The organism is Rhizobium sp. BK512 (assembly GCF_014194915.1).
Taxonomy (GTDB): Bacteria; Pseudomonadota; Alphaproteobacteria; order Rhizobiales; family Rhizobiaceae; genus Rhizobium.
Genome location: NZ_JACIAS010000006.1, coordinates 391,911 through 408,129, shown reverse-complemented (window position 1 = coordinate 408,129; position 16,219 = coordinate 391,911). Strand labels below are relative to the sequence as shown.

The 16,219-nt window shown below is 61.4% G+C and carries 14 protein-coding genes; 5 read left to right on the top strand and 9 right to left on the bottom strand.

Translation table 11 applies throughout. From position 1 onward, the window contains the following. Positions 1-22: 22 nt before the first annotated feature. Positions 23-1,423, bottom strand: coding sequence for an MFS transporter (locus tag FHX06_RS22585; RefSeq protein WP_112543036.1), 1,401 nt, complete (start codon positions 1,421-1,423; stop codon positions 23-25). A gap of 123 nt (positions 1,424-1,546) precedes the next feature. Here FHX06_RS22585 and FHX06_RS22580 point away from each other — a divergent pair, with 123 nt between their 5' ends. Then, on the top strand, positions 1,547-2,509 hold the full coding sequence (locus FHX06_RS22580) for a LysR family transcriptional regulator (protein WP_183880938.1): 963 nt from the start codon (positions 1,547-1,549) through the stop codon (positions 2,507-2,509). Between the two features lie 133 nt (positions 2,510-2,642). Here FHX06_RS22580 and FHX06_RS22575 read toward each other — a convergent pair whose 3' ends face one another. The 5 genes from FHX06_RS22575 to FHX06_RS22555 form a co-directional block, all read right to left on the bottom strand. Next, positions 2,643-3,368, bottom strand: a complete 726-nt coding sequence (locus FHX06_RS22575; protein WP_112543034.1) for a L,D-transpeptidase — start codon at positions 3,366-3,368, stop codon at positions 2,643-2,645. A gap of 176 nt (positions 3,369-3,544) precedes the next feature. After that, positions 3,545-4,357 (bottom strand): L,D-transpeptidase, encoded by an 813-nt coding sequence (locus FHX06_RS22570; protein WP_112543033.1) that lies wholly within the window; start codon positions 4,355-4,357, stop codon positions 3,545-3,547. A gap of 147 nt (positions 4,358-4,504) precedes the next feature. Then, positions 4,505-5,428, bottom strand: coding sequence for an alpha/beta hydrolase family protein (locus FHX06_RS22565; RefSeq protein ID WP_112543032.1), 924 nt, complete (start codon positions 5,426-5,428; stop codon positions 4,505-4,507). Positions 5,429-5,542: 114 nt separating this feature from the next. Further along, positions 5,543-7,168: a cisplatin damage response ATP-dependent DNA ligase gene (locus FHX06_RS22560; RefSeq protein ID WP_183880936.1), complete on the bottom strand. Its 1,626-nt coding sequence runs from the start codon at positions 7,166-7,168 to the stop codon at positions 5,543-5,545. A 3-nt stretch (positions 7,169-7,171) separates the two neighbouring features. Further along, complete coding sequence (locus FHX06_RS22555) at positions 7,172-8,182, bottom strand: ligase-associated DNA damage response exonuclease (RefSeq protein ID WP_183880934.1); 1,011 nt, start codon at positions 8,180-8,182, stop codon at positions 7,172-7,174. 155 nt (positions 8,183-8,337) lie between these two features. Here FHX06_RS22555 and FHX06_RS22550 point away from each other — a divergent pair, with 155 nt between their 5' ends. After that, entirely contained in the window at positions 8,338-8,934 is a 597-nt protein-coding gene (locus tag FHX06_RS22550) for a DUF922 domain-containing Zn-dependent protease (protein WP_113145925.1), read from the top strand. 5 nt (positions 8,935-8,939) lie between these two features. Here FHX06_RS22550 and FHX06_RS22545 read toward each other — a convergent pair whose 3' ends face one another. Then, the gene (locus tag FHX06_RS22545) at positions 8,940-9,512 is read right to left on the bottom strand and encodes a dienelactone hydrolase family protein (RefSeq protein WP_409564435.1); all 573 of its coding nucleotides are present in this window, start codon (positions 9,510-9,512) and stop codon (positions 8,940-8,942) included. Positions 9,513-9,645: 133 nt separating this feature from the next. On the opposite strand from FHX06_RS22545, the gene FHX06_RS22540 reads away from it, so the two are divergent. Next, the gene (locus FHX06_RS22540; protein WP_183880931.1) at positions 9,646-10,617 is read left to right on the top strand and encodes a glycerophosphodiester phosphodiesterase family protein; all 972 of its coding nucleotides are present in this window, start codon (positions 9,646-9,648) and stop codon (positions 10,615-10,617) included. Here FHX06_RS22540 and FHX06_RS22535 read toward each other — a convergent pair whose 3' ends face one another. Continuing rightward, on the bottom strand, positions 10,618-12,915 hold the full coding sequence (locus FHX06_RS22535) for a putative bifunctional diguanylate cyclase/phosphodiesterase (protein WP_183880929.1): 2,298 nt from the start codon (positions 12,913-12,915) through the stop codon (positions 10,618-10,620). It abuts the gene before it with no gap. Positions 12,916-13,139: 224 nt separating this feature from the next. On the opposite strand from FHX06_RS22535, the gene FHX06_RS22530 reads away from it, so the two are divergent. Both FHX06_RS22530 and FHX06_RS22525 read left to right on the top strand, forming a co-directional pair. Continuing rightward, complete coding sequence (locus tag FHX06_RS22530) at positions 13,140-14,507, top strand: TIGR03808 family TAT-translocated repetitive protein (RefSeq protein ID WP_113210068.1); 1,368 nt, start codon at positions 13,140-13,142, stop codon at positions 14,505-14,507. A 98-nt stretch (positions 14,508-14,605) separates the two neighbouring features. Then, positions 14,606-15,271 (top strand): glutathione S-transferase family protein, encoded by a 666-nt coding sequence (locus tag FHX06_RS22525; RefSeq protein WP_183880927.1) that lies wholly within the window; start codon positions 14,606-14,608, stop codon positions 15,269-15,271. Positions 15,272-15,274: 3 nt separating this feature from the next. Here FHX06_RS22525 and FHX06_RS22520 read toward each other — a convergent pair whose 3' ends face one another. Then, positions 15,275-16,171 (bottom strand): LysR substrate-binding domain-containing protein, encoded by an 897-nt coding sequence (locus FHX06_RS22520; protein WP_113210043.1) that lies wholly within the window; start codon positions 16,169-16,171, stop codon positions 15,275-15,277. Positions 16,172-16,219: the final 48 nt, after the last annotated feature.

The following is a 16,219-nucleotide window of genomic DNA, read 5'->3' as shown; positions in this document are numbered from 1 at the left end:
ACCTCGGCGCGGGCAATTTGCATTATTCCGCTGCCTGATAGGCCTGCGGGCGAAGCGTGGCGCTCTTCGGACCGACAGCAGCAAGCAGGGTGATCAGGATCGCCAGCAGCGCCACGAAGACGATGCCGCCGACATAGGGATCCCAGCCGAAGTGCGGGGCTGCGGCGAAGATGGCGGAAGCGGCCGCAAGCACGATGCCGCCGCCGATCTGGAAGGAAGCGAAGAGCAGGCCGGAGGCAAGGCCGGACTTGTCTTCCTCGACGTCAGACAGTGCTGCAACCTGGATTGCCGGATAGGTCATGGCATAACCGACGCCCAGCGGGATCTGGTTCAAGGCAACCAGGATGATCGGATCGATGTGGCCGACCAGAGCAACCCAGAGGATATAGCTCGTCGCCTGCAGCCCGACGCCAACCGCCATCAGGCCCGTCGTGCCGCGGTTCTGCGCGACAGTGGCAAAACGCGGTGCAAGGAACATCACGCAGACACCGCCGAAGGCGAAGCAGAAGCCGGTGGCAAAGGCCGACCAGCCGATCACATCCTGATAGTAGAGCGTGGCGATGAACTGGAAGCCGACATAGGCGCCCTGGAACAAAGCGGCGATGGCATTGGCATGGCTGAGCTTTGCCCGGCGGAAGATATGCAGCGGCACCATGGGATCGGCATGGCGCGATTCGACGATCAGGAAGAGTGCGATCAGCACCACGGAGGCAACGAGCGAGCCCCAGGTGAAGAAGTCATTCCAGCCGGCTGCGGCAGCGTTGGTAATGCCGAAGACGAAGAGCAGCAGGCCCGGGGTGATTGTCAAGGCGCCCGCCCAGTCGAAATGCTTGCGTCCCTCGCCGCGCCGCGCGTCCGGAGGCAGGACAAAGGGAGCGATTGCCAGCGTGAGGATTGCGACCGGAGCGCCCATGACGAGCGTTGCCCGCCAGCTCACGAGGGTGGCGGCACCGCCGAGCACCATACCGAGCACGAAGCCGGTGGCACCCGTCGAGGCGAAGACGCCGAGCGCCTTGGCCCGCTTCTCGCCCTCGCCGAAGACGGAGAGCAGCAGGGCAAGGGCCGCCGGGGCGGTGAAGGCTGCGGCGATGCCCTTCACCAGGCGGGCAGCGATCAGCGTCGGCCCGCTATCGACGAAACCGCCGGCAATGCTGGCGGCCGCAAAGATGCCGAGCGACCAGAGGAAGACGCGGCGGTGGCCGAAGAGGTCGGCGACACGGCCGCCGAGCAGCAGAAACCCGCCGTAACCCAGCACATAGGCGCTGACGGCCCATTGAAGCGAGGTTGGCGGCATACCAAGTTCGGTCTGAATGGCAGGCAGGGCGACCCCGATAGTGGAAACATCCATAGCATCAAGGAAATTCGCAGCGCAGAGCAGCAGCAACGCCAGGCCGGCTCCGCGCGGAGATGGGGAATTGGTCATCGATCTCGGTTCCTTCTTTGCTGCCGCCTTCGCCGGGAGGCTGGCGGGCGGCAGGGAACGAGAAAATGTACAGCTTCAAACCCTATTGCAAATTGATAGTAGCCATGTCAGGTATTACTCATAATGATAAATGATGCTGTCCTTCGCAAAATTGATCTGAACCTTCTGCTTGCCTTTTCAGTGCTGATGCAGGAGCGCAATGTCAGCCGTGCAGCAGAAAGGCTGTTGCTCGGCCAGCCCGGACTTTCCGCCGCGCTCAAGCGATTGCGCGAGGCGCTGGACGACGAGCTCTTCATACGCGTCGGCCGCGGCCTGCAGCCGACAGCGCGGGCGCTGGCGATCGCCCCAGCAATCGAGGATGCTCTTTCCGGCATCGAACGGGCGATCCGCCCGCCCAAGGGTTTCGACCCATCGACCTGGCAGGGCGAATTCCGCGTCGGCATGTGTGACAATCTGGAAACCGCCTTCTTCGGCCCGCTGGTTGCGCGGCTGCGTCAGCTTGCGCCGGGCGCGCGGCTCGTGGGCGTGGCAGCCGACAAACGCGATGCGGCGCAGATGCTTGATGACGGCGCTTACGAATTCAGCATTTCCGTGCATGGCGAACCCGCCTCCTGGCATATCCGCATGCCACTGTTCGAGCAGTGTTCGATCGCTATTTATGACCCGCAGCAATTGAAACTGAAGCCGCCGATCAGCGTCGAGGATTTCGTCGCCGCACCGCAAATCGCCATCTCCTTCGTTGGCAGTGCGACGACGGCAGTCGATGCTGCGCTCGACAAGGTGGGTTTGAGCCGCAACGTGGTGGCGACGGTGCCCCGCTATTCTGCGGTGCCGCCGGCGCTCAGAGCCATGCCGTCGATTGCCATCGTGCCGGAATCGCTCGGACGCTGCATGGCGCAGCTTCACAATCTCGAGGTCTCGATGCCGCCGATCGAGCTGCCCGCCGATCCCGTGTCGATGCTGTATCGGCGGGTGGACAGGGCGGACGAGCGGGCGTCGTGGTTTCGGCAGTTGTTTGTCGAGGTGGCGGACAAGGCGCTGCTTGCTTCGGGGTGCAAGGCTGGAATTTGCGCTGAGGCGGCGTAACTATCAAGTCAAAAGAAAACCGCCCGTGTTGGGCGGTTTTTGTGTTTTGGGGTTAGGCACCCTTCCAGCCCTGCGCTTACGCTGCTGCAATCGATTCACTGGATCGATTGCTCGGGCTACGCCCGACCGCAGCTCACTGCCAAACAACGATCGGGGTTTTGTTGGGAACGCGGTCGTAGAGATCGATGATGTCCTGGTTGAGCAGGCGCACGCAGCCCGACGAGACGGCCTTGCCGATGGAGCGCCATTCCGGGTTGCCGTGCAGGCGGTAGAGCGTATCTTCGTTGTTCGAGAAGATGTAGAGCGCACGCGCACCGAGCGGATTCAAGAGACCCGGCTCCATGCCGCCACGCTCGATCGAGTATTTCGCAAGCTCCGGCTGACGGGCGACCATCTCGTTCGGCGGCTTCCAGCGCGGCCATTTCTGCTTCCACTGGATGACGCCATTGCCCGACCAGGCGAAACCTTCGCGGCCGATACCGACGCCGTAGCGCATCGCCATGCCACCGGGCTGGACGAGATAAAGGAAGCGCGAGGGCGTATCGACGACGATCGTGCCCGGCGGCTGGCCGGTCGGATCCACGACCTGCTGGCGATAGTAGCGCGGGTCGATCTGCTGGTAGGGAACGGCGGGGATGAGGAAACCGCCGTCTTCGATTGGGCCGTACATGACGGCAAGTTCTGCTTCGCTGGGTACGCTCGTCGTCTGGAACGCGCGGAAGGGCGAACGGTAGCTGATCGACATGCCGCCATTTTCGACCGTATTCGAAGTGGAGGCACAGCCTGCCAGCGCGGAAGCCGCTGTCAAAGCCGAAAAGGAAAGAAAGCTACGACGGGAGATGGGGTTATCGAGGCTCATGACGCGGGACTGATTTCCTTCGTGATGCGGGGCTCGCCATAAACGCAGCTCACCCCTGATTCGTCCAATGCCGAAATCGACAAGGAAAAAATCTATCGGCTTATACTAAATAAACCATAGCATCACGCAGACGTGTCCAGCTTCGGGCAGACGATCTCGCCTGCCCTGTTGCAGCCCTACATCACCACGATCTCTGACTTGGCCGACACGCGGTCGTAGAGGTCGACCACATCCTGGTTGAGCATGCGTACGCAGCCGGAGGAAACCGCCTTGCCGACGGATTGCCAGTCGGGCGTGCCGTGAATGCGATAGAGCGTGTCCTGGCCATCCTTGAAAATATACATGGCGCGGGCGCCGAGCGGATTTGCAAGGCCCGGATTCATGCCGCCATTTTCCGCAGAGAAGGGACGAACTTCGGGCTGGCGGGAGACCATTTCGACCGGCGGTGTCCAGCGCGGCCACTTCTGTTTCCACTGGATGACGCCGCGGCCCTTCCAGGCAAATCCCTCGCGGCCGAGGCCGACGCCGTAACGCATGGCCCTGCCATTGCCTTCAACGAAATATAGGAAGCGGTCCTGGGTATCGACAACGATCGTGCCGGGGCGTTCGTTGGTCTGGTACTCGACCTCCTGGCGCAGATATTCCGGACGGATGCGAGTGGCGGGGATGGCCGGCAGCGTGAAATCGCCGTCCCTGACCTGGCCGTACATGCCCATGTCGAGGTTCAGCGGGTTGCTGACCGGCAGGCCATAGGTCTGATTGAACTGCGTCCTGTAGAGTTCGCGTGTATGCGGCACCGGTTGATCGGGAAGAGGCTTGACGCGACGCGGATCGACGCCCGGCGGCTCGTAGAAGACCGGTGAAATCTCCTGCACGAAGCGCGCAGGCGAATCCGCTGCGACATCGGGGACAAGAATGTTGCAGCCGCTGAGCATCGTTGCAGCAGCCGCGAGCCCGACAAACGGGAAAGCCCGGCGCAGAAAATTCATGAAACCACCCTCATCAGCGATCACGGAGACAGCATTATCTGCTCACAGGATGGCATTCGCGGCTGGCGCGAGGCTGGTGCCAGAAGCTAGAACCCGCCGAAAAAGACGGATGACGCAGGTCCCTGCCGGACATGCATCCGGCAGCTGTCAGGCCGCCACACCATGGAAGAATGCGATGCTCTGCGCGATCTCGGCCGGCAGTGCCGAAGTGTGGTTGCCGTCAACAGTATCTGCTTCGATATGCGTACCGGCCGCACGGGCACGCGAAACGAGAAGATCGGCGCGATCGTTGAAATGAGACTCTTCCGTGCCGTGCAGCACACGTACCGGGCACTTGAAGCTGTGCGCATAACAAAGCGCCGTGCGTACCTCGAATTCATGCGCGTTGGAATCGTCGAAGCGGATGTCTTCGGGATAGCGGTTAAAGAAGCGGAAGGCATCCGCATTGCCCGAAATCGGCACCGCCGCCCGAAAATGATGCGTACTCATCGCCGTCAGCATGGTCAGCGTGCCGCCGATGCTGTGGCCGGCAATGAAGAGGCGCGCGGGATCGACGCCAGGCAGATGGCGCAGGCGCTCGGTCGCGGCAAGCACGTCGTCCACCTCGTCATAGAAACCGGAAAAATTGCCCATCTGGCCGTTTTCGCCGCGCATGGAAGGCATCATCACCACATAGCCGGCATCCACGTAGGGCTTCATGAGCTGCCAATGGCCAATGCCCATGGCATTGCCGCCGTGAAGGAAGAGGATGCCGGGCTTCGACTTGGTCCCGCGCTTGTATTTGGACACCCAGGCCGTCAACTCCAGCTCGCCGCCATAGCCGGAGCGGTAGAATATCCGGTCGGCATCGGCCGGTGCCGTCAGCGGCTCATATTTATCCGGCGCCGGCCCCTTCTGCAGCAGCTTGGTGCGGAAGTGATGGCGGACACTGGCATAGTCATGCTTGGCGAGCCTTGGAACATCGGGGACATCGAAGGCATTCGCGAGGCGAGGCAGCATAAGAGAGCCGGCTATCCCTGCAAGCACGCCGCGGCGTTGACGGAAAAAGGCATTTCGTTCTTGCGAGCTCATACGCGGCACCCATCATTTCCCCGGCCCAAAAAATCTGCACCGGACGAACCTTGCCGCCAATACACATGCTGTTGAAAACGGGGGACTGCGTCATTTTTGCGCAGGCAGATGATATCAACCCGCCTTGGCGTCGATCATAGCAATGAGCGTGCGAAGGCGATCGGCCTCGTAGGAGGGCTTGTCCGGGCGCAATCTCGCGATGCGGGGGAACCGCATGGCTACGCCCGACTTGTGGCGTGTGGAGCGATTGATTCCCTCGAAGGCGACTTCCACCACGAAGCCGAACTCCTTGTCCGCCCGCACTGCGCGGACCGGGCCGAAGCGCTCGGTCGTGTTATTGCGCACGAACTTGTCCAGCACTTCGAGCTCGGCATCGGTGAAGCCGAAATAGGCCTTGCCGACAGGGACGAGCTGCTCGCCATCCTCATCCTCCGCCCAGACGCCGAAGGTGAAATCGGAATAGTAGCTGGAGCGCTTGCCGTGGCCGCGCTGGGCATACATCAGCACCGCGTCGACATTGTAAGGATTGCGCTTCCACTTGAACCACGGCCCCTTCATGCGACCAGCCTGATAGATGCTGTCGCGGCGCTTGATCATCACGCCTTCGATAACGGGATCGGGCGGGGCAGCGCGGAGATCGTCCAGCTGCTCCCAGGTGGAGAACGGCACCAGAGGCGAGAGGTCGAAGCGGTCGTGCGGGGAGCGGTCGATAATTTCCGAGAGCCGGTCGCGACGCTCGATATAGGGCTTGCCGCGCACGTCCTGGTCGCCGTCGAAAAGCATGTCATAAGCGCGGATGAAAGCCGGATATTCTTCCAGCATCCGTGCCGTCACCGTCTTGCGGTTCAGGCGCTGCTGCAGGTCGGAGAAGGTGCGGGTCGGATTGTTGGAACGCGCCGTGCCGCCAACCAGAAGCTCTCCGTCGATGACGCCGGAAAAGCTGATTGAATCAAGAATATCAGGAAAGGCACCGGAGATATCGTCGCCGGAGCGGGAATAGATCCTGCGTGTCTCGCCGGAGCGGGAGAGCTGGACGCGAATACCGTCCCATTTCCACTCCGCGGCATAATTGGCGGGGTCGAGACTATCGAGATCCCCCTCCTCCACCGGATTGGCAAGCATCACGGAATGGAAGATCGCAGGCGTTGCAAGTACCGGCTTTTCCTCACCACCCTCCAGCCATTTGAAGAGCGATTCATAGGGCGGCTGCAGGCCGTGCCACAGAGTTTCGATCTCGGTCACGTCCTTGCCGCCGAGATCGGCAAGCGCCTGCTTGGCGAGGCGGGCGGAAACGCCGATGCGCAATGCCCCGGTCGCGAGCTTGATAAAGGCAAAGCGCCCAGAGGAATCGAGACGGTCGAGCAGGTCGCGCACGAAGCTGCGCACTTCCGTGCGGCCAAGCGAATTCATTCTGACGACCACCTCGCCGAGACGCGGCTGGGCGAGCGCAGAGCGGTCGACATCGCGTTCATTGTCCCAGACCAGCGAGATGGTTTCGGCGAGGTCGCCGACATAATCATAGGAGTAGCGGAAGAGCACATCGTCCATGCGCTCCAGAACCAGTTCGCGCAGCATGGCGGGCTTGACGTTGCGCACCTCCAGCGTGCCGGCAATGGCAGCAAGGCCATAGCCGCGATCAGGGTCGGGCGTGTCGCGGAAATAGTCGGTCAGCAGCTTGAGCTTGCCGTTGCGGCTGGGGGTCAAGACCAGGCGGTCGAGGAGGTCGGCGAAGGCTTTCATGCTTCAATCCCCCTCGTCCTCATAACCCACCAGATGCAGCGGCTTGGCCTTGATGCCCTGCAGCTCGCACCAGCGCACCAGTGCCTCCTCGCGGCCATGGGTGACCCAGACCTCCTGCGGGGCAAGCTCGGTGATCGTCTCGGTCAGTTCCGGCCAGTCGCAATGGTCGGAGATGACGAGCGGCAGTTCGACACCGAGCTGTTTGGCGCGCTGGCGCACCATCATCCAGCCGGAGGCGAAGGACGGCAGCGGATCGTTGAAGCGGCGGGCCCAGCGGTCGGCAAAGGCAGAGGACGGGCCGACGACGACGGCGCCCTTGAAAATGGACTTGTCGCGGCTTTCGATCGTGGCCGGCAACAATTCGCCGAGATCGATGCCCTGGCTGACATAATAATCGCAGAGACGTTCCATCGCGCCGTGAATATAGATCGGTTCACCGTAACCGGCGTCGCGCAGCAGGCGGATGACACGCTGTGCCTTGCCGAGCGCATAGGCTCCGACGAGGTGTGTGCGTACGGGAAACTGGCGCAACGAGGCGAGCAGCTTGCCGGTCTCGTCGATCGGATCGGGATGGTGGAAGACCGGCAGGCCGAAGGTCGCCTCGGTGATGAAGACATCACAGGGCACGGGCACATAGGCTTCGCAGGTCGGGTCGGGCCGGCGCTTGTAGTCGCCCGATACGACGATGCGCGTGCCATTCTTCTCGATGGCGATCTGGGCCGAGCCCAGCACATGGCCGGCAGGATGGAAGCTTACCTTCACGCCGTTGACGACGAGTTCTTCGCCGAAAGCGACCGGCTGTTCGCTCGCAGAGAAGCCGTCGCCGTAGCGGATGCGCATGATGTCCAGTGTCTGGCGGGTGGCGAGCACATTCACGTGGCCTGGACGCGCGTGATCGGAATGGCCATGGGTGATCAGCGCCCGCTCCACCGGCCGCACCGGATCGACATAGAAGCCGCCTTCCGGGCAATAGAGCCCTTCGGGGGCGGGATAGAGCAACGCGTCTGGTCTCATGACAGCAAAGATAGTGGGAAATGCGTTTTGCGCCAGAGGGATACGCAGAACCAAATTCAGCGGTGAAGACGAGCCATGTGGCTCCGTCCGTTGCATCCGCCCCCAAGCCTCGTTAGCTTCGCCCGCGCTACGGCAAGGAAGCGGATGAGAGGCATATGAGGACTGTTTTCGGATATGCGTTGGTGGCGTTCGGGCTGGCTCTGCCTGCCGCAGCCGCGGCAACAGACTGGCAACCGAGTGAGGAAGTGAAGGCATATGCAATCGCCGGCCGCACCGGCATGCAGCTCTACCAGTCCATCGGCGAGCGCGGCCCGCAGGTCGGGCCGGGCCGGGTCATCGCGCATACGACTTTCAAGCTGACCTGGACGCGCAAATACGAACAGCAAGGCAGTGCCTGCACGCTGACTTTTGCAAAGCCGAAGCTCATCATCATCTACACGCTGCCGAAGGCGCCGAACGACCTGCCGGCGGCGACCAAGGCAAGTTGGGAGAGCTTCATATCGGGTGTGCGCATACATGAGCGCTGGCACGGCGAGACGATCATCGAAATGGTCAAGGAGATCGAGACGCTGAGCAACGGCTTCTCCGTGCCTGATGATCCCGGCTGCAAGAAGATCAGGCCGGAGCTGACGGTGCGGCTCGGAGAGCTCTCCAACAGGCAGCGTCAGCGCGGCCGGGATTTCGACCGCGTGGAAATGAGCGAGGGCGGCAATATCCAGCAGCTCATCCTGAAGCTGGTGAACGGTCCCTGAGCGGTTCAGAGCGCCGCGAGGAAAGTGTCGACGCGGCTCCAGGTGGCCTCCGCCGCCTTTGCATCGTAGTCTGGCAGCGACGGATCGGTATAGAGATGGCCGACGCCGGGATAGAGGAAGACCTCCAGGCTGATAGCAGCTCTTGCGGCATGCGCACGCCATGGAGCCACCTCATCCGCGGGCGCGAACTGGTCGGGGTCCGCCAGATGGACCTGAAGGGGAATGCCTTCGCGCGCGTTTGCCGGAATTTCTGCGATACCATGCAGCAAGAGGATGCCGGCCGCTTGCGGTCGTCCCGGCCAGAGGCTCGCGGCTACGCCTGCGCCCATGGAGAAGCCGCCGAGGACGGCCGATGCCGGCAAGTCGGCGATCGCCTTTTCAGCGCGCCCGCAAAGTTCGGCCCAGCCGATCTCTTTCCTGAGGGCAAAGCCTTCTTCGAGCGTGCTCCCTACCCTGCCCTCGTAAAGATCCGGCGTTACGACCTGATGGCCGGCCGCGCGCAGACGCGCCGCGGCGTCGCGTTCAAGGGACCGCAATCCGTAGACCGAGTGAAAAAGTGCAATCGCCGCCATCACCATCTCCCTGTTTTCTGGGCTAAACATAGGGTTTCTGCAACGTGAAGGCGAGCTTTAACGCACAAAAGCCCCAAATGAGCCAAAGAACCACCGGAATCGCTTTCTAGCCATTGCCGAGGCACGGCCGGAGGGGATGATGGGACGGAAGCTCAAATATGCAGGCGCGGCAATTCTCGTATTTGCCGCCGCAGTTTATCTCAACAATACCAGCTTTTTAGCCAAACATCGCGAGGGCAAGCCGTTGCTTCTGGCGCATCGCGGCATTGCCCAGCGTTTCGATGAGACGGATCTCAAGAACGACACCTGCACGGCTACACGCATGCTGCCGCCAAAGCACGACTATCTGGAGAATACGATCCGCTCCATGCAGGCGGGTTTCGATGCCGGTGCGGACGTGGTGGAGGTCGATATCCACCCCACGACGGACGGGCAATTTGCCATCTTCCATGACTGGACACTCGATTGCCGGACAGATGGGCATGGCGTGACGCGGGAGCATTCCATGACCGAGATGAAGATGCTCGATATCGGCTATGGCTACACCGCCGATAACGGCAAGACATTTCCTTTTCGTGGCAAAGGCGTCGGTCAGATGCCGACCCTGGATGAGGTGCTTTCTACCTTCCCGGACAAACATCTGCTCATCAATGTCAAAAGCCGCGACCCCTCGGAGGGCGAAAAGCTCGCTGCCGTGCTGAATGGCCTGCCGGCTGAGCGGCGCGCCAGGATCATCGTTTATGGCGGTGATGAGCCGATCGATCGCTTAAGGCAATTGGCGCCCGAGATCCGCACGGCTTCGCGCGCCAGTCTCATGGGCTGCCTTACCGGCTATATCGGCTATGGTTGGACGGGTGCGCTGCCTGCCGATTGCAGGAATGTGATGATGCTGGTGCCGATCAATTATGCCCCCTGGCTATGGGGATGGCCGGACCGGTTCCTCAATCGCATGCAGGATGCGAATACGCTGGTCTTCGTGATCGGCCCCTATCACGGCGGCGGCTTTTCGACCGGTATCGACAGTGCCGAACGCTTTGCGCAACTGCCAGCCAATTACTCCGGCGGCATATGGACGAACGAGATCGAGACGGTCGCCGATCTGGTGAAGTGATCAAGCGCCCCGCGCCAGCAGCATGACGACGATTTCTTCCGGCGCAACAGGCTTGGAGAAGCGATAGCCCTGCGCCTCCTCGCATCCTGCATGGCGCAGGAATTCCAGCTGCGCATCGGTTTCCACGCCTTCGGCGAGCACCGAGAGCTTCAGTGTCTGGGCAAGCGAAATGACGGCCGACGCGATGGCAACGGCAGTCGTATCTGCAGGCAGAGCTTCGACCAGCGAGCGGTCCATCTTCAGCCGGTCGAAGGGAAAGGTCTTCAGTGCCGCAAGCGAGGAATAGCCGGAGCCGAAATCATCGATCGACAGGCGCACACCGAGCGCGCGCAGAGAGAGCATGATGGCGAGTGCTCTGGCCGCATCCTGCATGATGACGCTTTCGGTCACCTCCAGCTCCAGCCATCGCGCATTGAGCCTATGGCTGTCGATCGCCTCGGCGACGTGGGAGGCGAAGTCCGGATCGGCAAACTGCTTGGGCGAGACATTGACGGCAATGGTCAGTGGCGTCAGGCCCATGTCCTGCCAGGCGCGAGCCTGGCGACAGGCCTCGTTCAGCACCCACAGGCCGAGCGGCACGATGAGACCGGTTTCCTCCGCAAGCGGAATGAAATTGGCAGGCGGTACCACGCCCTTCGTCGGGTGGTTCCAGCGCACCAGTGCTTCGAGGCCGGTAACGCGGCCGGTCGCGACATCGACCTGCGGCTGGTAGAGCAGGAAAAGCTGGTGGGCGACGATCGCCTGGCGCAATTCCTCCTGCTCGGTGAGCGGCAGGTCGACGGAATCGCTTACAACGCCGTCGTGATATTGCAGCGTATTGCGACCGAGCTGCTTGGCGCGGTACATGGCGCGATCGGCATTGGTGAGCAGTTCGTCCGGCGTGGCGCCGTCCCATGGGAAGGCGGCGATGCCAATGCTTGAGGTGACAGCGATTTCACCCACAACGGAGCGGACCGGCTTGGAAATCGCCTTCTGCAGATCGCGCAGGCGCCGCATGATGCCGGCATCGTGACTGGACTGGTGGACGAGCACGACGAGGAATTCGTCACCACCGAGGCGTACGACCATATCCGAAGCCCGTACGCAATTCGCCATGCGCGTGGCGGTTTCCTTCAGCACCTCGTCGCCGGCGGCGTGGCCGCTCGTGTCGTTGATCTCCTTGAAATTGTCGAGATCGATGTAGGCAACGGTGACCTTGCGGTTGTTGCGCCGGGCCTGATCGAGGATCTTCGCCATGCGCTCCTTCAGGAAAGCACGGTTGGGCAGGCCGGTAAGATCGTCGTGATGGGCCATGAAATGAATACGGTCATCGACACGCTTGCGCTCTACGGCAATGCCGGCGACGTGGGTGGCGAGCGCCACCAGCTTCATTTCATGTTCGGTCGGGCGCCGCGGCTCTTTCGAATAAAGCGCGAATGTGCCGAGGACATTCTTCTGCGAGGTGCAGATCGGCGTCGACCAGCAGGAGCGGAAGCCGAACTGGCTGACCATCGCCCTAAAATCCTCCCAGAGCGGGTCGGCCATGACGTCCTCGACGATGACGGTTTCGCCACGCCAGGCTGCCGTGCCACAGGAGCCCACCTTCGGGCCGATGACAACGCCGTCGATCATGCGGCTGTAGGCGCCGGGCAGATTGGGAGCCGCGCCGTGGTAGAGCCGCGTACCCTCGCTGTCCAGCAGCAGCACGGAGCCGGAAATGCCGGTCATCTGCCGCTCGATCATCAGCACCAGCGCTTCGAGGATCATCGGCAACGGTTCATTGCGGGCGATCATTTCCAAGAGGTTCGCCTGGCCGCGATAGAGCTCCTCCTGCCGCTTGCGCTCGGTAATATCGCGGGAGACGCCGATGAGCCCGACGACTTCGCCGCGATCGTTGCGCAGCGGTATTTTGGAGGTCAGGCGGCACATGGTACCGCCACCAGGCAGCGGCACGAATTCCTCCAGGTCGATGCGGGGCTCGCCGCCCGACATGATCTCCTGCTCGACATCGAAATACCGGCGGGCCGTCTCAAAATCGAACAGGTCGAAATCACGCTTGCCGGCGATCTCGGCAGCGTTCTCAAATCCGTGGCTGCGCGCCGTGACAGCATTGGCGAAAACGAAGCGGCCGTCGCGATCCTTGACGTACAGAAAATCGGGAAGCTCGTGGACGATCGCCTTGAGGCGGAGGTTCTCTATGCCTTCGGAAAGATGGTGCGCGGTCGCCGCCATCATTGCCTCGGTGGCAGCTACGATACGTTGTGTCTCGGCACTGAAGCTATCACCAGATTCCCAACGCCGGGCACCAATTCCATTCATGACGCTGTTCTCCCGGTAACCTCAGGCGCTGTCCACAATAGTCATAATTGAAACCGCTTTCCAAAATAGCGAGCATTTCCTTCAGGTTGTTTAAATGGAAAGGTGAACAAGACGACAATATCCGAGAGGTTGCGTTTCTTACTCGACCGACGGTTATTCTTCTTTTGCGGATATGCATCAAAAGAGGACATTTCTACTGGCATGTTTCCTGCGTGGGCACCGATATGAAGAAAGATTTCAGCAAAATCTCCCGACGAGATCTGCTTGGCATGCTGGCCGCCTCCGCGGCAGCCATGACTGCGGCTCCCGTTGGTGCGGAGCAACCCGACCTGCGTGGCTCGATCGATACGGTCCGGTATCGCGCCGTTCCCGAGAGCGGCGACAGGAAGAACCGTAACCTGCAGCAGATGATCGAGCAGGCGGCGCGCGAGAACGCACCGGTCTTCCTGCCGCCGGGCACCTACCGGATCTCCAACCTGACCTTGCCGGACAATACGCGCATTACTGGCGTGGCCGGCGCGACGCGGATCGTCTATACCGGCGAAGGCCATCTCTTTGACGCTGAAAATGTCGGCCGCATCGAGCTTTCCAACCTCGTGATCGACGGATCGAACCGCTTGCTTGCGGACTATGCCGGCGGGCTCGTCCAGTTCAGCGGTGTCGGTGAGGTCCTGATCGACAATTGCCAAATTGTCGGCAGCCGCAAGCACGCGCTGCAGCTCGAGCGCTGCGGCGGGCGGATCGAGCGCAGCACGATTTCCGGCGCAGGACAGTCCGGCATCTATGCTGTGGAATCCGCGGGACTTGAAATATCGGGCAATACGGTTTCGGATTGCGGCAATGGCGGCATTCTGGTGCACCGCTGGAAGAAGGCCGAGGATGGCACCGTCGTTTCCGGCAACCGCGTTTTCAATATCCGCGCCAATGATGGCGGCACCGGCGAGAACGGCAACGGCATCAATATTTTCCGCGCCGATGGCGTAGCGGTGACGAACAATCAGATCTCCGACTGCGCCTTCACCGCTGTTCGTGCCAATTCCGGCTCCAACATCCTGATCAGCAACAACCAGTGCCGCCGCTCCGGCGAGACGGCGATCTATGTGGAGTTCGAATTCGTCGGCGCGGTCGTCTCCGGCAATGTGATCGACGGGGCGGCAAACGGCATATCGATTGCCAATTTCGACCAGGGCGGCCGGCTAGCAAGTGTGACGGGCAATGTCATCCGCAACCTGACGCTCAAGGGGCCTTACAAGCACGAGGTCGGCTTCGGCATCGGTATTGCGGCGGAGGCCGATACGCTAGTGTCTGGCAATGTCATCGAGGATGCGCCGCGCTGGGGGCTGCAGATCGGCTGGGGGCCTTATCTGCGCAATGTCGTCGTCAACGGCAATGTCGTGCGCAAGTCGCCGGTTGGCTGCGCGGTCTCGGTTGCCGAGGGCGCCGGTTCCGCCGTGATCACCGACAATATCTTCCAGGAGATGGGCAAGGGCGCCGTGATGGGATTCGAGTGGGAGAAGCAGGTTTCTGACGAGCTTGCTGACAATAACTCCCGCTATAAGCAGCTGACCGTCGAGCGAAACCGGATTTCCTGAGTGCTATCAAAAGCTTTCATCGACATATCATCCGCGGATGCTTTCTTCATGGTCGCGCTGGCTTTAGGGTCGGCGCACCAAAGAAGAGGGACATTTCCATGCTGACGATTTATGGGGTTTACCGCTCGCGTTCGGCCCGCGTTTACTGGATGGCCGAGGAACTCGGGATCGAATTCGAGTCCGTGCCGGTGTTGCAGGCCAAACGGCTTGCCAATCCGCTCTCGCCGGACGCGCCTATCAATACTCTGTCGCCGAAGTTCCTTGCGTTGAACCCGATGGCATTGATTCCCGCCATCAAGGACGGTGATCTCGTGCTGAACGAGTCGCTGGCAATCAACCTTTACCTCGCACGCAAGTATGGCGGTGAACTCGGCGGCAAAACCGTCGAGGAAGACGGTTTGATGACGATGTGGACGGTCTGGGCGGTTTCCGAACTCGATGGCAACACGGGCAAGATCGTCTCGACCTATGACGACGGCAGGGAAAACACCGAGGCAGGACGCGCGGTGATCGATGTCGCGTGCCGTACCATGAAGCGGCCGCTCTCGGTTCTCGAAAAGCATCTCGACGGCAAGAACTGGATCGTCGGCGGACGCTTCACGGTCGTCGATCTCAACATCGCGGAAGTGCTGCGCTATGCCCAGAGCGAAACCGCGCTCTTCGAGGCACATCCGAATATCGACGCCTGGATCAAGCGTTGCCAGTCGCGCCCGGCCTATCTGGAGATGCAGCACAAGCGCTCACTGGAGCCGATCGCGATTTGAGAATCAGCCGAAGATCGCGGCTGTTTCAGCCATTTGCTCGCGAATCCAGGCCTTGAAGTCGCGTACCTTCTTCGGCTCGCGGCTGCCTTCGGCTGTTACGAAATAATAGCCATCGCCGGTATTGGCGCGGATGCCGAAGGGTGCGACCAGCCGGCCCTCCTGCAGGGAAAAGCCCGCAAGCGTCTGCCAGGCAAGCATCACGCCCTGCCCGGCAATCGCCGCATCGAGGCAAAGCGAGGCATCGTTGAAGCTGTGGCGTACTGCGGGCGGGGCACCGGATAGGCCGGCCGCCTGCATCCAGACATCCCATGTGAACATGGCATGGGCATCGATGACGGCCGGGAGCTTCAGGATATCGGCCGGCCTCTTCAGTTTCGCGGCCATCTGCGGAGAACAGACGGGAAAGACCTGCTGATCCAGAAGGTGCTCGATCCTCACGCCGGGCCATTGACCCTTGCCGACGCGGATCGCGACATCGATATCGGAGGCGGCCGGATTGATGAGCCTCGTCGTCGCATCGAGGCGCAGGTTGATTTCCGGGTGGCGCTCCATGAACCGGTCGAGGCGGCAGACCAGCCAACGGGCGGCGAGAACCGGCGCGACCGAGATGGTCAGGATGCATTCGTCCTTTCGCTGCGCCATCGAGACGGCTTCCGAAACACGGAGGAAGCCTTCGTTCAGGGCGGCAAGGACAGGTGCGCCTGCTTCCGTTACCAGCATGCCCTTCGGCGTGCGCTCGAAGAGCAGTCGGCCAAGCTGCGCTTCGGCCTTGATGACTTGCTGGCTGACAGCGCCAACGGAAACGCCAAGTTCATCTGCAGCCGCCTGAAGCGAGCCAAGCCGACCGACGGCTTCCAGTGCGCGAAGGCCATTGAGATGCACGGAGCTGAGATTTCTCATATAGTTTTCCTATAGCAGCAAACCGGTAATCTCAATTGAAAAGCAAGC